The sequence below is a fragment of the Rhizobium sp. 01N424 genome (assembly GCF_056399485.1).
In genome coordinates, this window is the sequence record NZ_JBFTRK010000004.1 from 332,500 (window position 1) to 355,834 (window position 23,335).

Consider the following 23,335-nt stretch of genomic DNA (forward strand, 5'->3'; position numbering starts at 1 on the left):
TCAGAACCGCCGGATAAAGAACGTTTCGATGCCCCTGACCCTTGCCACAAAACGGCGCCTCGTCACTGCCGCCCTTGTCGGGCCGGCCAGCATCTGGCTGTTCGTGTTTCTGGTGCTGCCCTTCATCGCCATCATCGTCTTCGCCTTCGGCGAGCGGGCACCCGAAGGCGGCTATCAGGCGGCGTTCACCTTCGCGCAGTTCGCCAATTTGGGCTCGCGATCGGCGGCCTTCGTCAACACGCTGATCCTGGCGCCGATTGGTGCGGCGGCCTGCCTGCTGGTTGCCTATCCGGTCGCCTATTATCTCGCCGTGAAGGCCAGCCCGAAACGCCGGCTGCTGCTGGTTTCGCTCGTCGTCGTTCCCTTCTGGACGAGCCTGCTGGTGCGCACCTATGCTTGGATGTATCTGCTGGGTGCCCGCGGTATTCCGCATTTGCTCGAAATCTTCGGCATCGAGAATGTCAGGCTGATCAACACCCCCGGCGCTGTGCTGCTCGGTATCGTCTATGGCTATCTGCCGCTGATGATCATGCCGATCTATGTCAGCCTCGAAAAGCTCGACCGGCGGCTTCTCGAAGCCTCCGCCGATCTGGGCGCCAAGCCGGTCTCGACCTTCTTCGGCATTACCCTGCCGCTGTCTCTTCCGGGTGTGATGACCGGTGTCGCGCTGGTAACGATCCTGCTGCTTGGCGAATACCTGATCCCCCAGCTTCTCGGCGGCGGCAAGGTGTTCTTCATCGGCAATGCGCTTGTCGATCTCTTCCTGCAATCGCGCAACTGGCCGTTCGGCTCGGCGATCGCCGTGACGCTGGTCGCCGTCGTCGTCGTCATTCTGCTGGTCGCCATGCGCATCGCCTGGCGTGTCGCCGGCACCCGTCAGGTGGATCTCGTCTGATGCGCGCGCTCGTCACTTTCGTTTACCTGTTTCTCTACACGCCGATCGCGCTGGTCGTGCTGTTCTCCTTCAACTCCGGCCGCAATGCCAGCGAGTTCGTCGGCTTCTCGACCGAGTGGTATGGCCGGGCGCTCTCCAACACCTTCCTGATGGAAGCGTTGCAAAACAGCCTGATCATCGCCTTCACCAGCGCTGCGCTGGCGGCGATTTTCGGGACGATGGCGGCAATGGGCATGGAGCGGCTCGGGCCGCGGGCGCGCGCTGTCTTCGACGGCCTGTTCGCCGCGGCGATCGTCGTTCCCGGCGTCGTCATCGGCATTGCCACGCTGGTCGCACTGGTCGAGGTCTTCGGCTTCATCAATCCGGTGATCGCGGCAATCTGGCCGGGCGCTCAGCCGCCGAAGCTGGCACTCGGCTACGGCTCGATCATCGCCGCACATGGGCTTTTCACCATGGCGCTGGTGACGATGATCGTGAAGGCGCGCATCGCCAGCCTTGGCCGCGACATTGTCGAGGCATCGAGCGATCTCTACGCAACGCCGCTGACGACCTTCCGGCAGATCGTGCTGCCACAGATCATGCCGTCGGTGCTGGCAGGTTTCCTGCTCGCCTTCACCTTCTCCTTCGACGATTTCATCATCGCCTTCTTCGTCGCCGGCTCGAACACGACGCTGCCGATCTATGTCTTCGCCTCGATCCGCCGTGGCGTGACGCCTGAAATCAATGCGATCGCGACGATTGTGTTGATCGCCTCGCTCATTCTCATCCTGATCGCGCGCTTCCTGATGCGCGAAAAGGCAACAACAAACTGACCGGGGAAATGTCATGATACTCAAGGATCGCGTTGCAATCGTCACCGGCGCGGGCTCCGGCATCGGCCGGGCGGGAGCGCTGATCATGGCGCGCGAGGGCGCCCATGTCGTCGTCGCCGACATCGATTTCATCAATGCCGAAGAGACCGTCACCCAGATCGCTGACGCCGGTGGAAGCGCGGAAAGCCTGGTTGTCGACGTTACCGACGACCGGGCGCTGGAAACCGGCATCTCGGCGATCGCCGCCCGTCACGGGCGGATCGACATTCTCCACAATCATGCCGGCGCGCAGGTGGCGGGCGATCTGGAAGAGGTTGCTGTCGAGGGCTTCGACAAATCCTGGAGCCTCAATGTCCGGGCGCATTTCATGGCAGCGCGTTTTGTGATGCCCGTCATGAAACAGGCGGGTAAAGGCGTGATCCTCAACACCTCGTCCTCATCGGGCGTGCTCTACGACCGCGAAATGATCGCCTACACAACCACGAAACACGCCGTCATCGCCATGACCCGGCAGATGGCGGGCGACTACGCCAGATCGGGCGTTCGTGTCAACGCGCTCTGCCCGGGCTGGGTCGATACGCCCTTCAACGAGCCCTTCATCGCCCAGATGGGCGGCCGCGGCGCGATCGAAAGCTACATCGCCGACAAGGTGCCGCTCGGCCGCTGGGCGGATGTCTCCGAAATCGCCGAACCGATCCTCTTTCTGGTCTCCGACCGGTCATCCTACATGACCGGCCAGATCCTCGTCGTCGATGGCGGCGAGACGGTCGTCTAGAGCTACAGCGTCCAGTCGATCGTCCGTTCCTGATCGCTGTCCGGCTGAGCCGAGGCGTCGGCCAGCTGATAGGCTCTGATATAGTCGATCGACATCTGCGATCCGTTCTTGAGGCCGTCCTTGGGCGAACCGGCGGCGCCGCCGATGGCAAGATTGGTCAGCATGTACATCGGGCTGTGCATATCGGCGGGCGTTGCCTTCTGGGCAACGGCAACGTCGTCGAAATACCAGGTGATATGATCCTCGTCCCACTTCATGCCGTAGGTGTGGAAACCTTCCGTGCTGGCGACCTTCACCGGTGTCGTGTCGATCAGGTGGGAGCCGCCGTGATCGCTGTGGACGGTGACATTGACGGTGTTGGGATCCTGTCCGCGCATCTCGACGACATCGAGTTCGGGCGGCCACGAGCCGTCTTCGGGCAGAAGCCAGAATGCCGGCCACGCCCCTTGCTCCGACGGCATGTCGGCGCGGATCTCGAAGTAGCCGTAGGTCTGGGAGAAGGACGAATGCGTGTTGAGCAGGCCCGACGTATAGTCGTAACCGTCGATCTGCTGCTGAAGCGCTGCCGGGGCCGGCTTGGCCGTTATCGTCAGAACCCCATTCTTGACCGAAAACGGATTGGCTGACGCCGTCGGCCCGTAGGACGGGTTGACATACCATTGCTGCTCGCCGTTGCCGGTCAGCGGACTGCCGCGATCAGCCGCCCACCAGAATTTCGCATCCCAGGTTCCCTTATCGCCATTGCGCAGCGACAGCGTGTCGAAATTGTCCTCGAAGGTGAGGGCGAGTTGTGATCGATCGAGGGTCAGCTGGAACTGGTTCGCCTTCAGTGCCGACATCTGGGTATTGGCGAACACCAGGCTCTCACCGCCGCCGATGTCGAGCCGGACATTGCTGCCGTCCTGTGTGGCGTGCGACAGCAGCTGGGCAAACGACGAGAAACTGTCCAGGCGGACGACATCGTCGGAACCGAAGTCGGTGATCAGATCGCTGCCATTGCCGCGATCGATGACGAACGTGTCGGCGCCGCCGCCGCCGATCAGCACATCGTTGCCGGCATCCCCGTTGATCGTCTGGCTGCCGGACGCGCCTGAAATGATGTTGTCCTGATTGTTGCCGAAGGCGTAGCGGCCGTTGCCGGTGACCGTCAGGTTCTCGAAATTATCCGGCAGTGTGTAGTCCATCCAGGTGTTGATGGTGTCGGTGCCGGCATTTGCCCCCTCGGCGGCGCGATTGATGTTCGAATAGAGATAGTAGACATCGTCGCCGGTTCCGCCCTTCATCGTGACGTTGACGGCGCTGTCGCCCCACATCGAGTCGTTTCCGGCAGTCCCCGTCTGCACCGGACCGGACTTGGTGGCGGAAAACCATGCGGTGGAGGTACCACTGTAAGCAAGCGGCCTGCCGACGGCGTTGTTGATCGCGTTTATCATGTCGGTTCCCTTCGACTGGAGGAGGAATGGTTCAATCAGCGCGAGCACAATCTCGGTATCGAAGATGCGGCAATTTCGCGGATGACGCGACCGGAAGATCGCCGGGCAAGATCAGGGCCGCTTTGACTGACCAGCAAGGCGTTAAGCCGCGAGGCGCCGCATGATTGCGCCGGGAACCGACTGTAAGGATCTCAGACAGGCTATGTCTGGTTCTCAATATCGCTGCGGAAAAGGAAGTCTTGCTCTGGAACGTCTGCAGCATTCCGAGACGGGCAGCCGGGTGCAGATGAATTATTCGGTCTGAATCCGATATTATGAGTTGATGCTCAATTAGAGTAGAGTGGAAATATAGCGATATCGGCTTTGGGGAGAGTAGATGTTCAATATTGGTGAAAAGTATTCCTTCGTCCTGATCGAGGGGACGTCTGACGGGTGGGGCGAACTCAGCTTCACGGATAATGTCGTTGATATTGACGGACCGCTCCTGAAGCTTGAAAGCGGGCGGATCATCAATTCGCACTCATCGCTGTTTGTCCGTGCGGCCCCTGCCGTGATGCTGGCTTCGGCCAGCGCCCTGTCTGCTGACGAGGCTGCTGAACCGCTTATCGCATAGAGGCGGCATCGCTTGGCCCATCGGCCTCCGGCAGCGATGCGAATGCATAGGAATGTTCAGAATTCACTCGGCACCATCAGAGCCGGCACGCTAAGCTTGCGGGCCATGGCGAATCGGCGCAGCGAAACGGACAGCTGGGCCGGTCTCCTTCCGGTGTGCCGCGGAAGGCGCGCGCACTGCCTTGGAAATTGTGATTGCCAGTCCGTTCATAACGGGAGGATGACTATTGACAGAGACGATCGCCGATATTGCCGGCCAGCTTGTTGCCGAACATCGCAGCAGCACGAAGTTTCACAGGATCGACGGGATAAACGACCTCGAAGATGCCTATCGGGTGCAGGACGCCTATATCGCGGCGATCCGTGGTGGCGAAGAGACTGCGGGCTACAAGATCGGCCTGACATCGAAGCGCATGCAGGCGATGTGCGGTATCGATCAGCCGATCCAGGGCACCATCTTCTCCAGCCGCGTCAGATCGACGGGAGCGCAGCTGAAGCTTTCCGACTATCACCATCTCGGCCTTGAGTTCGAAATCTGCGTACGGCTCGGCCAGGACTTGCTGCCGGGCGCCACGCCGTTCACGCCCGAGAGCGCCGGCGCTGCTGTCGATGCGGTTGCGGCTGCGATCGAGCTGGTGGAAGACCGCCATGCCGATTATAGCGTGCTGCATTGCGGAACGCTGATCGCTGACAATTCCTGGAACGCCGGGATCGTGGTTGGTACATTCACCCCGCCGCCTGAAGGTCTCGATGGCGCAGAAGGCATCGCCTATCATAACGGCGAAGAGATTGCCCGCGGCATGGGTGCCGATGTTCTCGGACATCCCTATGTGCCCTTGGCGTGGCTCGCCAATCATCTTGCCGCCAGCGGCAGGATCTTGCGCAAGGGTGATCTGGTAATGACCGGCAGCATCGTCACGACGCGGTTCCCGTCGGGACCATTCAGCTACCGGTTCGACATTTCCGGTATCGGTAGCGTCGAAGTCAGCGGCAGGTGACCCCCGGCAACCGTGCTTCGATTTTGAATGACGTAATAGGAAGGCTGTAAAATGGATTTTGGTTTGAGCGGCAAGTCTGCCCTCGTCATGGGCGCTTCCAAAGGGCTCGGATTTGCGATTGCCAGGGAACTCGTTGCCGAAGGTGCAAAGGTTGCCATCTGCGCCCGCGATGCAGCCCGGCTGGATGACGCAGCAGAGCGTCTCGGGGTCGTCGCCCTGCCCGCCGATCTGCGGCAGCCCGCGGCCGGACGGCAGGTGGTCGAGCAGGCTGCGGCCAAGCTCGGAAAGGTCGATATTCTCGTGGTCAATACCGGCGGTCCGCCGACCATGCCCTTCGAAAACATCGGTTCGGACGACTGGCGCAACGCCTTCGAGGGCTTGTTCGTCAGCGCAACCGACGCCATCGCTGCGGCGATGCCGGGCATGCGCGAGCGCCAATGGGGCCGCATCCTTCTGGTGACATCGATCGCCGCCAAGGAGCCGATCAACAACTTCACGATCTCGAACGCGCTGCGCGCCGGGTTGCATGGTTTGACGAAGACGCTGAGCCGTGAATTCGCCGCAAGCGGCATCACCGTCAATGCGCTGATGCCGGGTTACACGATGACGGAGCGGCTGGCCGAGGCGAAGCTCGACCTTGAAAAGGTCAGCAAGATGATCCCGATGGGCCGCATCGGCCGCCCGGAAGAATTCGCCGCCCTCGCGACCTTCCTCGCCTCCGATCGTGCAAGCTACATCACCGGCCAGGCGGTTGCCTGCGACGGTGGCGCTCTCTGGTCGATCTGAATGAAATGCAGAAGGCCGCAATCCTGCGATTGCGGCCTTCTGCCGTTCAGCCGGTGAGAGCGTCGATAATCGCCAGCGGATGGGGGATCGACTTGGTGTCGATGGCTTTGACCTGGGAGCGGCAGGAATATCCGGTCGCCATCGGCACCGTTTCGGAAGACGTGCCGGCAATGTGGCTGCTCCAGCTCATGGCATAGAGCGCTTCGGACGTGGCACGGTTGCGGACCTCGTGGCCGAATGTGCCGGCCATGCCGCAGCAGCCGGTACTGGCAATTTCAAGGGGGATGCCAAGCGCCTTGAAGACAGTCTTCCACTGAGCCGTCGCCGACGGTGCATTGCTGCGCTCGGTGCAGTGGGGGAGCAGGCTGTAGACGGGTGAGGCCGATTTTTGGGGTTGGGCTGAGAGCCTGTCGAGATTGGCAGCTAACCATTCCTGCGGCAGCAGTACCGTTGCCTCCACGCCGTTGCCCCATAATCCCTTGTATTCGCTGCGATAGACAAGCGTCATCGACGGGTCGAGGCCCACCAGTGTGGCGCCGGCGGCAGCGAGGTCTTGCAGATATCGGGCTGTCTTTGTTGCATTCGCCTCGAAGCGGCCGAGATATCCGTGGACATGAATCGCCTTGCCGTTCTGCTTGCCTTCGGCGAGATAGGGGATCAGCCCCATTTTTCGCGCCAGACTGATTGCCGAAAGCGCAACGCCCGGATCGAAATGGGCTGTGAATGCGTCGGCGACGAAGACCACGGCGCGCTTCTTCTCCTGCTCCGGCAGGCCTTCGATCAGCTCTTGCGTGGCAACGGCTACGCCGAGCCTTCGGGCTTCGGCTTTGAGCGGCCGGGGCGGCAGCAGCGGCAGCGCCGTCAAACCGGAAAGCCGCATCACGTGTCTGCCTGCTTCGGTGCCTGCCATCAGATTGTAGAGCGGCCGCGCCTGCGCCATCCAGGGCAGTGACGTCTCGATCGCGGCCACAAGCAGGTCCTTCAGCGGGCGCGCATACCTGCTGTAGTAGAGTTCGAGGAATTTCGAGCGGAAGGCCGGCACGCTGACCTTGACCGGACACTGCCCGGTGCAGGCCTTGCAGGCGAGGCAGGTATCCATGGCTTCGCGGACTTCGTGCGAAAAGTCGTCGCGGTTGCGCGGATCGAGCGAGTTGAAGATCCGCTTCGGCAGGGTTGCGAGCGAACTGCCGCGGCGCAGACGTTTTGCCTCGGCGCGCGGGTCGATGCTCTTGTCCGCCAGCAGCCTCAGCCACTCGCGCATCAGCGCCGCCCGGCCCTTCGGCGAAAAACGCCGGTCACGCGTCGCCTTGTAGGAGGGGCACATGGGGCTCGTTTCGTCGAAATCGAAACAGGCGCCGTTCCCGTTGCAATAGGCGGCATTGTCGAAGGCGGCTCTGATCTCGTTGCCAATGGCACGATCGACGCCGCCGCGCAGGGGCACGCCGTCGATCTTCAGGAGGGGCTCGACTGACGGCGCGGCGATCTTGCCGGGATTCAGCTTGTTCTGAGGATCGAAGGCCCGCTTGATTTGCTGCAGGCAAGGATAGAGATCGCCGAAGAATTCGGGAACATATTCCGACCGCACGCCCTTGCCGTGCTCGCCCCAGAGAACGCCGCCATATTTCTTCGTCAGGGCGACGACGGCATCGCTGATCTCCCGGACGAGCGGGGTGTGATCATCGCGTGTGAGGTCGAGCGCCGGGCGTACATGCAGAACGCCTGCATCGACATGGCCGAACATCCCGTAGGACAGCCCGGCGCTATCAAGCAGCGCGCGAAATTCGCGGATATAGGCGGCCAGATTCTCCGGCGGAACGGCGGTGTCTTCGACGAACGGAACCGGGCGCACCGGCCCGTCAACATTGCCGAGCAGGCCGACGGCGCGTTTACGCATCGTCCAGATTGCCTCGATGTCGCGATGCTGGCGTGCGATCGTGTGGCCGAGGCGATCCGGGTTGGCGTTGCCGAACGCGGCGGTCACCTCGCCAAGCTTCCGCTCCAGTTCGGTTTCGTCATCCGCCAGGATCTCGACGATGTTGATACCGTTGGCAGGGGAGGCCGCGTCATCGGGAAAGAACTGGCCCATGTCGTTCCAGACGATATCCGTCTTCGCGAGCCCGAGCACCTTCTCGTCGACGGTTTCGACGGACGCGACCTTCAGCGCCGTCAGCGTCCGGGCATCTTCCAGCGCCGCATTGAAATCGTTGTAGCGGATATTGATCAATGCGGCATGGGCCGGGAGCGGCAGCAGATTGAGCTCCGCCTCGGCAATCATCGCCAGCGTGCCTTCGGACCCGCAGAGGATGGCATTCAGATCGAAGCGGCCATCCGGCTGGCGGATATGCGCCAGATCGTAGCCGGTCATGTAGCGGTTGAGCTTCGGAAAGACCGCCTCGATCCGCTCGCGCTTTTCCCGCGCGATGCCATCGACGGTCCGGTGGATCTCGCCGATCCTGTCCTGGCGTTGAAGAATCTCGGCAAGCGCCGTTTCGCTGAGCGCGCGCGACCACCATTCGGAACCGTCGGCCAGCACGATGCGCAGGCCGACAACGTGGTTGGAGGTCTTGCCATAGAGGCAGGAGCCCTGTCCGCAGGCATCGGTGGAAACCATGCCGCCGATCGTTGCCCGGTTGGAGGTCGAGAGTTCCGGGGCAAAGAACAGGCCGTAAGGCTTCAGGGCGCGGTTCAGCTGGTCCTTGACGACACCGGACTGGACACGTGCGATGCGCCTGACCGGGTCGATCTCCAGGATCTTGTTCATGTGCCGCGAGCAATCGACCACGAGGCCCGAGGTCAGCGACTGACCATTTGTGCCGGTGCCGCCGCCGCGTGCGGTAATGGTCATGCCGCTGAAAGCCGGTTCGCTAAGTACCCTCGCCAGGATCTTCAGGTCATCGGCACCCCTCGGACACAGGATGCCCGCCGGTTCCAGCTGGTAGATAGAATTGTCGGTCGCATAGACGGTGCGGGCGCCCGACCGGCCCTCGGCATCACCATTGAAACCGGCCTCGACGAGACGCTCGAAGAAGCCGGCTGGAGATGCCGGAGCAAGGTGCGATGTGAGGCGCGGGATCATGCGTGCCGGTCCAAGGTCGCTAGACCGCTTCCATCAGGGCTTCAAAGCCGCGCATGCCCGTTCGATGCGGTCGAGTGCCTCGGCAAGCTCGGCTTCCGATGTCGCATAGGAAATCCGGAAGAACGGCGACAGACCGAAGGCCGAACGCGGCACGACCGCGACATGCGCTTCCTCGAGCAGATAGTCGGTGAAGTCGTGATCGGCTTCGATGCGCTTGCCTTTCGGCGTCGTCCTGCCGAGGATGCCTGCACATCCCGAGAAGGTGTAGAAGGCGCCTTCCGGTGTGCGGCATTCCGGGCCATCGATCGTGTTCAGCCGGCCGACGACCAGATCGCGGCGGCGCTGGAAGCTTTCCTGGCGTTCTTTCAGAAATGTCTGCGGGCCGTTCAGGGCCTCGACGGCGGCTGCCTGGCTGACGGAGCTCGGGCAGGAGGTCGCCTGGCTCTGGATCACGGCCATGGCCTTGATCAGCGGCTTCGGGCCGCCGGCATAGCCGATGCGCCAGCCGGTCATGGCATAGGCTTTCGACACACCGTTGATCGTCAGCGTCCGTTCCTTGAGGCGCGGCTCAAGGGCAACGGGGGTGACGAAGTCGAAACCGTCATAGACGATGTGTTCGTACATGTCGTCGACCATCAACCAGACATGCGGATGGCGCAACAGAACGTCGATCAGCGGCCGATAGTCGGCTGCGGCATAGGCCGCGCCCGATGGGTTGGAGGGGGAGTTCAGAAGCACCCAGCGGGTCTTCGCCGTGATCGCTGCTTCCAGCTGCGCCGCCTGAAGGCGGAATCCGGCCGCCGCATCGCAGGGAACCAGAACCGGCACGCCGCCGCAGACTTCGACGATATCCGAATACGAGGTCCAGTAGGGCGTCGGGATGATGACCTCGTCACCGGGATCGAGTGTCGCCATGAAGGCATTGAAGAGAATTTGCTTGGCGCCGGTGGCCACCGTTACTTCGTCGATGGCGTAATCGACGCCGTTTTCGCGGCGAAATTTCTCGGCGACGGCCTTTTTTAGGGCCGGCGTGCCGTCGAGCGCAGTGTACTTCGTATCGCCTGCATCGATCGCGGCCTTGGCCGCCTGCTTGACGTTATCTGGCGTGTCGAAATCCGGCTCGCCGGCGCCGAGAATGATGACCGGCAGGCCGTCGCGTTTCATCGCCGCCGCCTCGGCGCCGATCTGCAGGATCTTCGAAACGCCAACGGTGGCGATGCGCGAGGCTGGGCGGAACCCAGCCTCCTTGATCTCGGTGGTGACGGTCATGGTCTCAGAGCCCTATTCGATGTCGAAGGAGACGCCCTGTGCCAGCGGCAGGGCCTTCGAGTAGTTCACCGTGTTGGTGGCGCGGCGCATATAGGCTCTCCAGGCATCGGACCCGGACTCGCGCCCGCCGCCGGTTTCCTTCTCGCCGCCGAACGCGCCGCCGATTTCCGCACCAGATGTGCCGATGTTGACGTTGGCGATGCCGCAATCGGAGCCTTCGACCGAAAGGAAACGCTCTGCCTCGCGCATGTCAAGCGTGAAGATCGACGAGGAAAGACCTGCGCCCACAGCGTTGTGATCGGCGATGACGGCGTCGAGATCGCTGTATTTCATTACGTAGAGGATCGGCGCGAAGGTTTCCTCGAGGACCGGTCCCTCATGCTTCGGCATTTCGACCAGCGCCGGCTTCACGTAATAGGCGTTCTCGCTGCCGGTATCGACGCGCTGTCCGCCATGAACCGCGCCACCATGCTTGGCAGCTTCGCCGAGCGCCCTCTGCATGCCGTCGAAGGCTGCCTTGTCGACCAGCGGGCCGACAAGGGCTGCGCCATCCAGCGGGTTGCCGACCGAGACGCTCGCATAGGCCTTCTTCAGGCGCGGCACGAGCTGATCGTAGACGCTGTCGTGGACGAAGAGGCGGCGCAGTGTGGTGCAGCGCTGACCGGCCGTGCCCATGGCGCCGAAGGCGATGGCACGCAGCGCCATGTCTAGATCGGCCGACGGGCAGACGATGCCGCCATTGTTGCCGCCGAGTTCGAGGATTGAGCGCGCGAAGCGCTTGGCAAGGCGCGGCCCGACTTCGCGGCCCATGCGGGTCGAGCCGGTTGCGGAGACGAGGGCGACCTTAGAATGGTCGACCAGCGCTTCGCCGATCGTGCGGTCGCCGATCAGCACCTGCGACAGGTCTTCAGGCGCGTCACCGAAGCGCTTAAGGGCGCGTTCCAGGATTGCCTGCGATGCCAGAGCCGTCAGCGGCGTCTTTTCGGACGGCTTCCAGACAATGCTGTTGCCGCAGACGAGCGCTAGCGCAGCATTCCAGGCCCAGACGGCGACCGGGAAATTGAAGGCGGAGATGATGCCGATGACGCCGAGCGGATGCCAGGTTTCCATCATCCGGTGGCCGGGGCGCTCGGTGGCAATTGTGAGGCCGTAGAGCTGACGGGAAAGACCGACGGCGAAATCGCAGATGTCGATCATTTCCTGCACTTCGCCGAGACCTTCGGACGGGATCTTGCCGGCTTCGATCGAAACCAGACGGCCGAGATCGGCCTTGGCTGCACGTAGCTCCTCACCGAGCAGACGAACGAGTTCCCCACGCTTCGGCGCCGGAACGAGGCGCCACTTCTGGAATGCCGCATGGGCGCGGTCGATGGCCTCGACGGCTTTCGCCGGTGAGATTGTCTTCAGCTGGCCGGTGCGTTCGCCTGTTACCGGCGAGAAGGCGTCCATGTCGCCGCCTGTGTAGGCGGACTTGGCAACACCCAGGCGATCGAGGATGGTCACGGCTTCTTCGGCGACGGACACGGATTTGACGGCAATATTCATCTGATGGAACTCCAGTTCGGAAACGTCTCGGATCGGTGGCCGGAATTTACTCGGCGGCCGGGCGTCTGGTCAGTGCATTGAGGCAGGCGTCGAGGGACGACTGTTCGATGCCTGCATAATGGTCGAATTCGTTGAGCACCTTGGCGCCGAGATCGGCTTCAAAGCGCTGCTGGTTCGGGCTTGCCACGAAGTCCTGCTGCGCGCCGTCACCGAGATTCGACTGGAAGATGCCGGCGGCGCTGACGGGCAGGAAGTCCTCATAGACGATCGGATCGAACTGGATCAGGCCGTCGGCGATGAGTGCATCGACATCGGAACCAGCAGGGATGGACGTCTTGCTTCCCTTTTCGGTCAGCGAATAGCTGAAATAGCCGAGACCTTCGGCGCGGATTGTCTTCCAGTCATCCGGGAACCCCTTAAAGGTTTCGATCAATGCTGCCTCGTAGGCCTTGGCGTTGGATCCGTCGGCGGCCGGGCGAACCACCTTGCGGGAAGCGTCGAGAAGCGTGTCGTAGAGGCCGCGGCCCTTCGGCGTCAGCGCGATGCCGCGCTGTTCGATCTCGCCGAAGCGCGCCGTATGCGACCCGGTCTGCCAGCCGCCCTTGCCGTCTTCGAAGGCGACTGCTTCCTCCAATGCCTTGAACGACGTCTGGCGCAGCAGGATCGCGCATCTACGGGCCGGGGGGCCCTCGACGATTGCCTTGGGCGCGATGTCGTAGTCAGGCATCAGCGCCTGGACACGGTCGATATCGAGCGTGCGCGGCGTCAGGTGGTTGATATGCGGTCCCTTGAAAGAGACGACATCGGCAATGAGCCGGTGTGCGTCGTGCAGGCGGTGATACATCTCGCCATCGACGATCGCCTTGTCGTGCCAGCGGAAGGTTTCGAGCACTTCGGCGACGAAGCGATCGGCATCGCCCTTCGACAGGCCGCCGTTTGTTTCGGCCTTCTCTGTCAGTTCGACCGCGCCCGCCGTGAAGATCCGGCGCATTTCGAGGATGCGGGCGGCGTCTTTGCGCAGTTCCTGATCGGCGATCAGATCGAGGCGCAGCAGCGAGGTGAAAACACGGAACGGATTGCGCTTCAACGCTTCATCGCCGACCGGGCGGAAGGCGGTGGAGTGAACGGGAACACCCGCGGTCGACAAGTCGTAGTAGCCGACCGGATACATGCCCATGACGGCGAAGACGCGCCGCATCATCGCCAGTTCGCCGGCAGTGCCGAGACGGATGGCGCCGTGGCGCTCTTCGGAAATACGCTCGAGATTGTCGGTTGCTTCCAGGCGTGCCTTGAGATCGGGCTCGTTTGCGAGCGCCTCTGCGTTGACGCGGGCAACGAGGTCCATCAGCGTGCCATAGGCCGGCACTTCGTTGCGATACATGGCCGACATGGCGGCGGAAAAGGCTGACCGGATGTCGCTCGATGTGACGTGTTTTGTCATGTGCGTGGCCCTAAATGGATTTGTCACTTGATGCTGAAAATGGGATATACTCCTCCCATTGATGTTAATGTTGTGACTTATGCGTTTAACTTGATGCGGAAACGGAATAGCCATGCGCCGAAGCCTCGTTCCTGACATCGTCACGCTGCAGGCCTTCGAATGTGCCGCGCGGCACGAGAATTTCTCGCGCGCGGCCGAAGAGCTGAGCCTGACGCAAAGCGCCATCAGCCGGCAGATCGCCGATCTGGAGCAGCAGACGGGATTGAAACTTTTCGAGCGCGTCCGCCAAAGGGTCATCCTCTCGGAGGCCGGGCAGCGGTTTCTTCCAGAGGTGAGGGACCTGCTGTTGCGCTCCGAGCGGCTGATGATCGAAGCGGCGGCGGCCGGGCGGATGCGCGCGTCTTTGAAGATCGCGACGCTTCCGACCTTCGGCGCCAGATGGCTGGTGCCACGCCTTGGGCGGTTTCTCGCCGATCATCAGGATGTGGCGCTGACCATCGAATCCCGGTCGAAGCCCTTTAGTTTCAGCGAGGACAGTTTCGATCTCGCCATCCATTTCGGCCAGCCGGTCTGGGCAGGCGGCGTTCCCACCTTCCTGTGCCATGAAACGGTGTTGCCGGTGGCGAGCCGGAGCCTTGCCGGACAATTGAAGATCGGCGCGGCGAAAGACCTGTCGCAAGCGCCATTGCTGCATCTGACCACCAGGCCGAAGCTCTGGGCAGACTGGTTTCAGATGCAGCAGGCGTCGGTCGAGAATGCCTATCTCGGCCTCCGTCTCGACCAGTTCTCGATGATCGTTACGGCTGTGGCGGCAGGCCTCGGCGTCGCGCTTTTGCCGACCTACCTGATCGAGGACGAGCTCAAGTCGGGAGCGCTCGTCACGCTGCTCGATATCACCATGCCGACGGAGAACGCCTACTACGTCGTGCGGCCGGAAAATAAGCAAAGCCACCCCGCCGCCGACCAGTTCCAGAACTGGCTGCTATCGGAAGTGTCGCCGACCTTGTCGTGACGCCCGGTCCTATGCCGGGCGCTTGGAGCGCAGGCCGCTTTCGAACGTCTGGTTGTCTTCGCCGACGCCGTAGGACCGTTCGCCCTTGACGCCGATCAGCGGAAACAGCAGTTCGGCAACATTGAAGGCTTCCTCGAGGTGCGGATAGCCGGAGCCGATGATCGTCTCGATGCCGATCTCCTGGTATTCGCGCAGCCGTGCCGCAATATTTTCCGGGCTGCCGACGAGAGCCGTGCCCGCACCGCCACGCACCAGCCCGTGGCCGGCCCAGAGGTTTGGTCCGACGACAAGCTTGTCGCGGCGCCCCTGATGCAGCGCCGACATGCGCTTCTGGCCGACGGACTGCGAGACGTTGAGGAATTCGTTCTGCGCGGCGGCGACCTGTTCGTCGGTCACCCGGCTGATCAGATCGTCGGCTGCCGCCCAAGCCTTTTCCTCGGTCTCACGAACGATGAAATGGATGCGCAAGCCGAAGCGGATTTTGCGCCCTTCGGCCAGTGCCCGCTCCTTGACCCTGATGATTTTCTCGGCGAGCAGATCGGCGGGCTCTCCCCAGCTCAAGTAGACGTCTGCATGCTTGGCAGCGACGGCGATGCCTGCGTCTGACGATCCGCCGAACCAGATCGGCGGGTGTGGCGTCTGGACCGGCGGGAACGACAGGCCGCGGCCATGGGAGGACAGATATTTTCCTTCGAAATCGGCGTCCTCGCCGGACAGGATCCGTCGCCAGATCGTAAGGAACTCGTCGGTCTGTTCATAGCGTTCGCCATGGCCGAGCTTGTTGCCGTCGCCCGCCAGATCGGCGGGGTCGGCGCCGGTCACGACGTTGAACAACGCTCTGCCGCCCGAAATCCGGTCGAGCGCTGCGGCATGGCGGGCAAACATCGCCGGCGTCCCGCTGCCCGGGCGAAGCGCGACCAGAAAGCGCAGGCGCTCGGTCAGCGGTACCAGCGCGGCGGCGGTGATCCAGGCATCCTCGCAATAGGTGCCGGTCGGCAGCAGCACGCCCTCGAAGCCGTGCCGGTCTGCGGCCTGGGCGATATCGCGCATGTAGCCAAATGTCGGCGGACGGTGGCGTTCCTCGCTTCCGAGATAGGGGCCGTCGCCATGCGTCGGCAGGTACCAAAACATCTTCAGCGGCGGGTTTGCATTCTTGCTCATAGCGATCGGTCCGATGTCAGAGTTTACCCTTCCAGGGCACAAGTTGCTTTTCGAGAAAGCGCATTGCGGCCGTGAAGGCGAAGGCGAAGATGGCGATGACGATCAGGCCGACGAAGACGACGTCCGTCGCCAGGAAGTTGGCAGCCGACATGATCATGTAACCGACGCCCGACTGCGCAGCGATCAGTTCGGCCGCTACCAGCGTCGACAGCGTGGCGCCGATTGCGATGCGCAGGCCGGTCAGGATTTCCGGAAGGGCCGAAGGAAGCACGATCGTGGTGAAGAGCTGGAAGGTGTTGGCGCCGAGCGACTGCGCGGCATTGATGCGCTCCTGCGGCACGGAGCGGACACCGGCCTGTGCGGCGTAACAGATCGGGGCGAAGGCCGAGAGGCTCAGCAACAGGATCTTCGAGGACTCGCCGATGCCGAGCCAAATGATCAGCAGCGGTAGATAGGCAAGCGGCGGCAGGCCCCAGTAGATGTCGATCGGAACGCTGAGCACGCCCTTGGCCCAGCGGTTAAGGCCCATGATCAGACCGATCGGGACGCCAAGGACAATGCCGAAGGCGAGCGATACGCTGATGCGTCCAAGGCTTGCCAGAATGTGTTCCGTCAGCGTGCCGTTCGCATAGCCGTCAGAGGCGATCGCCTGAAACTGCACGAGGACTTCGCTGGGCGAAGGGAGGAAGAGCGGCGAGGCGAGATGATAGCGGGTGGCGATCACCCAGCCGAGGACGAGCGCCAGCAGGGTGCCGGCGCTGATGGCAAATGTGCCGGTCGCGGGAGTGCGGCTGCGCGGTTTGCGCGGCGAGGCGACTTCGCCTTCTATTGCCGTCGAGTGCTCTGCCAATACGCTCATGGGGTAATTCCTTGGTGCCTGTCTTCGCTGTCATGCCCCAGCCGTCAGGCGGCGCGGCGGTCATGCGCGGGTTTGTGAATGATCGAGCGGATCTCTTCGCGGAGCGCCACGAACCGGGGATCGGCGAGGATCGGGCCGATGTCACCGGTGCTGGCAAACTGGCGAACGAAGCCGGCTTCATAACGTGCCACGACCCGGCCGGGGCGCGGCGACATGACGAGGATATGGGTTCCGAGCGTCAGGGCCTCTTCGATCGAATGGGTGATGAAGAACACCTGCTTTTTGGTCTCCGACCACACCGAAGCCAGCAACTGCTGCATGGTTTCCCGCGTCAGGCTGTCGAGCGCGCCAAACGGTTCGTCCATCAATAGCACCTTCGGATCGGTCGCCAATGCCCGCGCGATGCCGACGCGCTGGCGCATGCCGCCAGAGAGCTCGTAGGGAGGCTTGGATTCGAAGTCAGAGAGGCCGACCAGCTTCAGTAGTTCGCGCGCCCGCTGATGGCGCTCGCTCTTTCCGACACCCTGATAGCGCAGTCCGAGCGCTACATTGTCGAGAACGCTCGACCAGGGAAGCAGGGTGTCCTTCTGGAACACCACGCCGCGGTCGCCACCTGGGCGTGACACGGGCGTCCCATCGATCAGGATCTCGCCTTCCGTCAGCGGCTGGAAGCCGGCAATGGCGTTCAGCAGGGTGGATTTTCCGCAGCCGGATGCGCCGAGCGCGACAACGATGGAATCCTGCGGGATATTGAAGGAGACGTTGTCGAGCGCATGGACGGAGGTTCCGTCGGCTGCGTCGAACTTCACGGTCGCGTTTCTGACTTCGAGCATGGGGAAAGTCCTGACAAGGAGATATGGCGGCCCATCGGGCCGCCATTTGTGTCTGAGAATGATCTCAGTTCGAAGCGAGAGCCGCTGCCGCGAACTGCGGATCGACGAAGCCGGCGTAGCTGTCCTTCACCGCCGTGATCTTCTTCTGTTCCTTGAGGAACTGCGCGGTGTCCTTCAGCGTCTTGGCGACGCTGCCCTTGTCGCCTTCGCCGAGCCAGGCCGCTGTGACCTGTTCCTGGAGGGGGACGACCACGGTCGTGTTCAGCCAGCCGGCATTTTCTTCAGGCGTGCCACCCTGAAGCTTGGCAATCGCCTTGATGTTCTCGGAGGACGGACCCCAGTTTTTCGGGTTCTTTGCGAAGTCGACATAGTACTTGTCGAGCTGACCGACATATTTCGTCAGGAACTCGGGGTTCTTCTTGGCGAACTCGCCGGTGACGACGAGGGCGCTGAACACAGGCGCGCCGCGCTTGGAAACTTCACCCGAGGTCACTAGAACCTTGCCGTCCTTCTTCAGTTCGCTCAGAGCCGGATCCCAGACGAAGGCGCCATCGATGTCGCCGCGCTTCCAGGCGGCAACGATCTGCGGCTGCGGCATGGCGATGACCTGCGCATCCTTCTCGGTCAGGCCTTCCTGCTTCAGGTAGGCGAGCAGCTGATAGTGATCGGTCGAAACCGGGGCTGCGGAGAACTTCTTGCCCTTGAGATCGGCAGAGGACTTGATGTCGTTGCGTACTACCAGGGCTTCGCTGTCGCCAGCGCCAGCGGTGATGTAGATGCCCTTGACGTCGAGATCCTTGCTGACCGAGGCAGCATAGGGGCTCGAGCCGACGTCGCCGAGCTGGACGTCGCCGGACGCGATCGCTGCGAAGATGTCGGCGCCGGAGTTGAAGCGGCGGAATTCGATGTCCCAGCCGGTCTGCTTGGCGAGTTCGCCGTTGGCGATGCCGACCAGATACGGAACGGCGCCGGTCTGATAGGCGATAACAACCTTCTTGGCTTCATCCGCGTGTGCGGCGGTCATAAAGGACGCGACCAGACCGATCGTCCCAAGCAATGTTTTGATGCGCATGTGCCACCCTCAATGTTCATCGTCGGCCACAGCGGCGACGTCCAAATCAGATTTCCACAATGTATATTTATTTTATAGATTATATTTTCTAAGTTTTCGGAGGAAGGGAGAAGACTAGTCCGCGCTGGGCAGAGGCAGGCAGCAGAGACTTACCTTGAGAGCGGCAGGGGCCTGTCCGCTCCAGCCGGAAGCCGGCGCTAGCGCTTGCAAACTCGCCTGCGGCAGAAAGCGCGGGGCGACCTCCCCGCGCGGATTGCGCCGTTACATTTGCGGAATGAGCGGCGGCACCTGAATGACGACAGGCTTGTTGACGCCCGATTCGATGACTTCGAACACCTTTTTCAGCATCTCAGGCACGTCCTGCCGCACCATCTCTATCTCGTTTCCGAGCAGCGAGACGAAGGGATCCCAGTCGAAGCAGCCGAGAACGAGACTGTCGTCGTTAAGGTGTCCGGAGCGGCGCACCCAGCGCATGACGCCTTCGAGCGAAATGGTCGAGTTGACGAACATGCCGCCGACATTGGTATCGCCCTTGAGCGAAAGATCGTCCAGTGCCTTCTCGGCTTTCTCCGGCGCATAGCCGCAGGCAAGGATATGTTCCTCGGCAACGGCGAGGCCGAGATCGGAATGGGCGGCGCGAAAACCCCGGATACGTTCGGCCGTATTGTGATCGCTGCCGCGGCCGCCGATGAAGAGCAGCGGGCCCTTCTTTCCGAGCCGCCGTTCGCAATTCACCAAAATGCGCCGGGTCAGTTCGCGGGCGCCGGCGAAATTGTCCGATATGATCGAGGGGGCGAGCGCTCCGGGCAGGTCGAGGTTGAGGCTGCGGACGCCGGCTGCGGCGCACATCTCCGTGATCCTGTCCGGGTCGGTGGCACCCGTCGCGATCAGGCATTCGACCTGGTAGGAGAGCATGGTTCGGGCGGCCTCGATCTCGAGTTCGGGGTCGCGGCGGGTACAGGTGATGATCGGAAAAAGCCCGCGCGCGCGCGCCATGTCCTCGAAAAGCTCGACGATCGAGCCGAAGTAACGGTTGTCGTATTTCGGAACGATCATGCCGATGATGTGGGACTTTTCGCGCCTCAGCAGGCTCGCCTGCATATTGAGCGCATAGCCCTGTTCCTCGGCTATCTTCATGATCTTTTCGGCGAGCTGGCTGCTGATCCTGCGCTTCTTCCAATTGCCGTTGAGGACGGCGCTGACGGCGCTGGCGGATGTGCCGGCAAGCTCCGCCAGATCGTAAATCGTTGTCCTCTTGGCCTGCTTTACGTGATTCAAAATTGGTTTCTCCATTTTGGCCAACTTGACATCAAACTGAAGAAGTGGCAATTCTTGCTTCATCGATTGAGCAAGCTTGCGCAATCGATGTTACAAGCTGGCCTCGTGCTGGCGCAGGGAGGTATTTTCTAAGAATCTGCGGATAGCCCGGTCTTTGCGGGGCACGTCGCTTGCCGTCTTGATGGCAGCGATGGGCAGTGGCGAGGAGAGGGCGGCTGCGGTGACCGGCGGCAATGCCTGGGCCTGTCTTTGAACACACCAAGGAGGAGAGAATGAAATATCACAATTTGCTTATGGCGTCGGCGACCATCGCGATGGGATTTGCCGGTACGGCCTTTGCCCAGGAAACTTCGACCGTCGCTTTCCTGATGCCTGACCAGGCGTCGACGCGCTACGAGCAGCACGACTTCCCAGGCTTCAAGGCCGAGATGGAAAAGCTTTGCGCCAAGTGCACGGTCGTCTATCAGAACGCCAATGCCGATGCCTCGCTGCAGCAGCAGCAGTTCAATTCGGTGATCGCCCAGGGCGCCAAGGTAATCGTGCTCGATCCGGTTGATTCCGCCGCCGCTGCTGGTCTCGTCGAGATCGCCCAGTCGCAGGGCGTCAAGGTTATCGCCTATGACCGTCCGATCCCCGACAAGCCGGCCGATTTCTACGTCTCCTTCGACAACGAGGGTATCGGCTACGCGATCGCCAAGTCGCTGGTCGAACACCTGAAGAAGGAAGGTGTGGCCGATGGCGCCGGCGTTCTGCAGATCAACGGTTCGCCGACAGACGCCGCAGCAGGCCTCATTCGTGATGGCGTCCATCGTGGCCTAAAGGAATCTGCCTACAAGACGCTTGCCGAATACGATACGCCGGAATGGGCGCCGCCGAAGGCTCAGGAATGGGCTGCAGGCCAGATCACCCGCTTCGGCGCTGACATCAAGGGCGTCGTTGCCGCCAACGACGGCACCGGCGGCGGTGCGATTGCTGCCTTCAAGGCTGCTGGCGTGAAGCCGGTTCCGCCGGTGACGGGCAACGATGCGACGATCGCTGCACTGCAGCTCGTCATCTCCGGTGACCAGTACAACACGATCTCGAAGCCATCGGAAGTGGTTGCCGCGGCTGCTGCCAAGGTTGCCGTGCAGATGCTGAAGGGTGAAACGCCTGAAGCCAAGACGACGCTCTACAAGACGCCGTCCGAATTGTTTGTTCCGGCTGTCGTCACAGCCGAGAACATCAAGGCTGAAATCTTCGACAAGAAGATCCAGACGGCTGAGCAGATCTGCACCGGCGAATATGCCGACGGCTGCAAGAAGCTCGGCATCACCAACTAAATCTGCCTATATTCTCCGGCCGCGTTGATGGCGGCCGGAGGTTTCCCGGGCAAGAAGGGCTTCAGCCATGGTTACCGATAAGGGCATGCCGGAGAAGGGACAAACGATCCTCCGGTTGAGCAATGTTTCCAAGAATTTCGGCGCGGTCTCGGCGCTGACCGACATCGAACTCGAGGTCAAGGCCGGTGAGGTCGTGGCGCTGGTCGGCGATAACGGCGCGGGCAAGTCGACACTGGTGAAGGTTCTGGCCGGCGTGCATCAGCCGTCATCCGGAACGATAGAATTCTGCGGCCAGACCGTGACGCTGGACAGCCCGGGCCGAGCCCTTGAGCTCGGTATCGCAACTGTCTTCCAGGACCTGGCGCTCTGCGAAAACCTCGACGTCGTCGCCAATCTTTTCCTCGGCCACGAGCTGTCGCCCTGGAGCCTCGACGAGGTGGCGATGGAAGTGCGTGCCTGGACGCTGCTGCGCGAACTTGCAGCCCGCATTCCCTCGGTCCGGGAGCCGATCGCCTCATTGTCGGGCGGCCAGCGCCAGACGGTGGCGATTGCCCGCTCGCTGCTGCTCGATCCGAAGATCATCATGCTCGACGAGCCGACCGCCGCACTCGGCGTCGCACAGACGGCCGAGGTTCTCAACCTGATCGAGCGCGTCCGCGAGCGTGGCCTCGGCGTCATCATCATCAGCCACAATATGGAAGACGTGCGTGCGGTTGCCGACCGGATCGTCGTGCTTCGCCTCGGGCGCAACAACGGCGTCTTCACGCCTGATGCTTCCAACCAGGAACTCGTCGCCTCGATCACGGGTGCGACCGAAAATTCCGTATCCCGGCGGCTCGAACGAAAGAGCAGCACAGCCCAGGAAAACAGCGGGAGCCCGGCATGAGCCAGAAACCATCCAATACACTTGCGCCGGCTGCCACACTTGATCGCAGCGACGAGCGTGTGCGGCACGACGACAGCATCGGCGCGATGATCAAGGCATTCTTCGACCGCGTGCGCTCCGGCGATCTCGGCATGCTGCCGGTCGCCGTCGGCCTGATCGTCATCTCGACGGTGTTCTCGATCCTCAACCCGATCTTCCTGGCGCCGAACAATCTTGTCAATCTGCTGTTCGACTGTGCGACGGTCGGCGTCATTTCGCTCGGCATCGTCTGCGTGCTGATGCTCGGCGAAATCGATCTCTCCGTGGGATCGATGAGCGGCCTTTCGTCGGCAATCCTCGGCGTCCTCTGGGTCAATACCGGCTGGCCGCTGCCTTTGGCGATCATCGTTGCCATTATCGCCGGCATGGTCGTCGGTGCGCTCTATGCGGTTCTCTATAACAGGCTCGGCATGCCGAGCTTCGTTGCGACGCTGGCCGGGTTGCTCGCGCTTCTCGGTATGCAGCTCTATATCCTCGGGCCGACAGGCAGTATCAATCTGCCCTTCGCCTCGCCGCTGGTCCGCTTCGGCCAGATCCTCGTCATGCCCTTCTGGCTCTCGCATCTGCTGGCGCTTCTGCCCGGTCTGGTGCTGATCGTGAACGGTATGCGCAAACGCCAGCAGCGTCAGTCGGTCAATCTCTCCCAGCAGCCGCTCGGCGCGCTGGTGATCAAGGCCGCCGTGCTGACCGCCGCTCTCGAATTTGCCGCCTACTATCTCAATCTCGGCCGCGGCGTGCCGTGGATGTTCGGCCTCTTCGTCCTGATTGCCGTCGTGCTGAACTACGCGCTGACGCGGACGCAGTGGGGACGCTCGATGTTCGCCGTCGGCGGCAACCGGGAAGCGGCGCGCCGCGCCGGCATCAATGTCCGCCGTATCTATCTCAGCGCCTTCATGCTCTGCTCGACGCTGGCGACGATCGGCGGCATCCTTTCGGCCTCGCGGCTGGCCTCTTCCAGCCAGCAGGCCGGCACTGGCGACGTCAACCTCAACGCCATCGCTGCAGCCGTCATCGGCGGTACCAGCCTCTTCGGCGGACGCGGCAGCGCCTATTCCGCTCTGCTCGGCATCATCGTGATCCAGGCGATTTCCAACGGATTGACGCTTCTCAATCTCAGCTCGTCGCTGCGCTACATGATAACAGGGGCCGTTCTTGCGATCGCCGTCATCGTCGATTCGCTCGCCCGCCGCTCCCGTGTCAGCCATGGACGCGCCTGATCCGCATTTTATGAAGG

20 protein-coding genes are annotated in these 23,335 nt (G+C 62.2%); 10 read left to right on the forward strand and 10 right to left on the reverse strand.

Annotated elements, in window-relative coordinates:
* The first annotated feature begins 28 nt into the window (after nt 1–28).
* The 3 genes from AC1DNK_RS14245 to AC1DNK_RS14255 are packed head-to-tail and all read left to right on the forward strand — an operon-like array spanning nt 29 to nt 2,482.
* Nucleotides 29–895: an ABC transporter permease gene (locus tag AC1DNK_RS14245; protein ID WP_112388552.1), complete on the forward strand. Its 867-nt coding sequence runs from the start codon at nt 29–31 to the stop codon at nt 893–895.
* A complete protein-coding gene (locus tag AC1DNK_RS14250; RefSeq protein ID WP_112388551.1) occupies nt 895–1,707 on the forward strand; it encodes an ABC transporter permease in 813 nt (270 codons plus the stop codon). Before AC1DNK_RS14245 ends, AC1DNK_RS14250 begins: the two co-directional genes overlap by 1 nt.
* 13 nt (nt 1,708–1,720) lie before the next feature.
* Nucleotides 1,721–2,482, forward strand: a complete 762-nt coding sequence (locus AC1DNK_RS14255) for an SDR family NAD(P)-dependent oxidoreductase (protein ID WP_112388550.1) — start codon at nt 1,721–1,723, stop codon at nt 2,480–2,482.
* Between the two features lie 2 nt (nt 2,483–2,484).
* Here the strand turns inward: AC1DNK_RS14255 and eglC are convergent, their stop codons facing one another.
* Complete coding sequence (gene eglC, locus AC1DNK_RS14260; protein WP_112389013.1) at nt 2,485–3,915, reverse strand: endo-1,3-1,4-beta-glycanase EglC; 1,431 nt, start codon at nt 3,913–3,915, stop codon at nt 2,485–2,487.
* 376 nt (nt 3,916–4,291) lie between these two features.
* On the opposite strand from eglC, the gene AC1DNK_RS14265 reads away from it, so the two are divergent.
* The 3 genes from AC1DNK_RS14265 to AC1DNK_RS14275 all read left to right on the forward strand — a co-directional run bounded on the left by AC1DNK_RS14265 (nt 4,292) and on the right by AC1DNK_RS14275 (nt 6,311).
* The gene (locus AC1DNK_RS14265) at nt 4,292–4,528 is read left to right on the forward strand and encodes a hypothetical protein (RefSeq protein WP_112388549.1); all 237 of its coding nucleotides are present in this window, start codon (nt 4,292–4,294) and stop codon (nt 4,526–4,528) included.
* A 226-nt stretch (nt 4,529–4,754) separates the two neighbouring features.
* Nucleotides 4,755–5,525 (forward strand): 2-keto-4-pentenoate hydratase, encoded by a 771-nt coding sequence (locus AC1DNK_RS14270; RefSeq protein ID WP_477941715.1) that lies wholly within the window; start codon nt 4,755–4,757, stop codon nt 5,523–5,525.
* A 51-nt stretch (nt 5,526–5,576) separates the two neighbouring features.
* Entirely contained in the window at nt 5,577–6,311 is a 735-nt protein-coding gene (locus AC1DNK_RS14275) for an SDR family oxidoreductase (RefSeq protein WP_112388547.1), read from the forward strand.
* A 46-nt stretch (nt 6,312–6,357) separates the two neighbouring features.
* Here AC1DNK_RS14275 and ydiJ read toward each other — a convergent pair whose 3' ends face one another.
* From ydiJ to hglS, 4 genes are read right to left on the reverse strand one after another with little or no spacing between them, the layout of a single operon-like run.
* A complete protein-coding gene (ydiJ, locus tag AC1DNK_RS14280) occupies nt 6,358–9,387 on the reverse strand; it encodes a D-2-hydroxyglutarate dehydrogenase YdiJ (protein ID WP_477941717.1) in 3,030 nt (1,009 codons plus the stop codon).
* Between the two features lie 33 nt (nt 9,388–9,420).
* Nucleotides 9,421–10,656, reverse strand: coding sequence for a pyridoxal phosphate-dependent aminotransferase (locus tag AC1DNK_RS14285; protein WP_477941718.1), 1,236 nt, complete (start codon nt 10,654–10,656; stop codon nt 9,421–9,423).
* A gap of 12 nt (nt 10,657–10,668) precedes the next feature.
* Nucleotides 10,669–12,201: an L-piperidine-6-carboxylate dehydrogenase gene (amaB, locus tag AC1DNK_RS14290; protein WP_477941720.1), complete on the reverse strand. Its 1,533-nt coding sequence runs from the start codon at nt 12,199–12,201 to the stop codon at nt 10,669–10,671.
* 46 nt (nt 12,202–12,247) lie between these two features.
* A complete protein-coding gene (gene hglS / locus AC1DNK_RS14295) occupies nt 12,248–13,642 on the reverse strand; it encodes a 2-oxoadipate dioxygenase/decarboxylase HglS (RefSeq protein WP_477941721.1) in 1,395 nt (464 codons plus the stop codon).
* 112 nt (nt 13,643–13,754) lie between these two features.
* On the opposite strand from hglS, the gene AC1DNK_RS14300 reads away from it, so the two are divergent.
* Nucleotides 13,755–14,654: a LysR family transcriptional regulator gene (locus AC1DNK_RS14300; protein WP_477941722.1), complete on the forward strand. Its 900-nt coding sequence runs from the start codon at nt 13,755–13,757 to the stop codon at nt 14,652–14,654.
* A gap of 9 nt (nt 14,655–14,663) precedes the next feature.
* Here AC1DNK_RS14300 and ssuD read toward each other — a convergent pair whose 3' ends face one another.
* From ssuD to AC1DNK_RS14325, 5 genes are all read right to left on the reverse strand, one after another.
* A complete protein-coding gene (gene ssuD / locus AC1DNK_RS14305) occupies nt 14,664–15,815 on the reverse strand; it encodes an FMNH2-dependent alkanesulfonate monooxygenase (RefSeq protein WP_477941724.1) in 1,152 nt (383 codons plus the stop codon).
* 16 nt (nt 15,816–15,831) lie between these two features.
* Nucleotides 15,832–16,674 (reverse strand): ABC transporter permease subunit, encoded by an 843-nt coding sequence (locus tag AC1DNK_RS14310; protein WP_112388540.1) that lies wholly within the window; start codon nt 16,672–16,674, stop codon nt 15,832–15,834.
* A 44-nt stretch (nt 16,675–16,718) separates the two neighbouring features.
* Nucleotides 16,719–17,507: a taurine ABC transporter ATP-binding protein gene (locus tag AC1DNK_RS14315; RefSeq protein WP_477941725.1), complete on the reverse strand. Its 789-nt coding sequence runs from the start codon at nt 17,505–17,507 to the stop codon at nt 16,719–16,721.
* A 64-nt stretch (nt 17,508–17,571) separates the two neighbouring features.
* Nucleotides 17,572–18,579, reverse strand: a complete 1,008-nt coding sequence (gene tauA, locus AC1DNK_RS14320) for a taurine ABC transporter substrate-binding protein (RefSeq protein ID WP_112514663.1) — start codon at nt 18,577–18,579, stop codon at nt 17,572–17,574.
* 261 nt (nt 18,580–18,840) lie between these two features.
* A complete protein-coding gene (locus AC1DNK_RS14325) occupies nt 18,841–19,857 on the reverse strand; it encodes a LacI family DNA-binding transcriptional regulator (protein WP_477941727.1) in 1,017 nt (338 codons plus the stop codon).
* A 272-nt stretch (nt 19,858–20,129) separates the two neighbouring features.
* On the opposite strand from AC1DNK_RS14325, the gene AC1DNK_RS14330 reads away from it, so the two are divergent.
* The 3 genes from AC1DNK_RS14330 to AC1DNK_RS14340 all read left to right on the forward strand — a co-directional run bounded on the left by AC1DNK_RS14330 (nt 20,130) and on the right by AC1DNK_RS14340 (nt 23,318).
* On the forward strand, nt 20,130–21,176 hold the full coding sequence (locus AC1DNK_RS14330; protein WP_477941729.1) for an ABC transporter substrate-binding protein: 1,047 nt from the start codon (nt 20,130–20,132) through the stop codon (nt 21,174–21,176).
* 67 nt (nt 21,177–21,243) lie between these two features.
* Complete coding sequence (locus AC1DNK_RS14335) at nt 21,244–22,062, forward strand: ATP-binding cassette domain-containing protein (protein ID WP_310290944.1); 819 nt, start codon at nt 21,244–21,246, stop codon at nt 22,060–22,062.
* A complete protein-coding gene (locus AC1DNK_RS14340) occupies nt 22,059–23,318 on the forward strand; it encodes a sugar ABC transporter permease (protein WP_112388535.1) in 1,260 nt (419 codons plus the stop codon). Before AC1DNK_RS14335 ends, AC1DNK_RS14340 begins: the two co-directional genes overlap by 4 nt.
* Nucleotides 23,319–23,335: the final 17 nt, after the last annotated feature.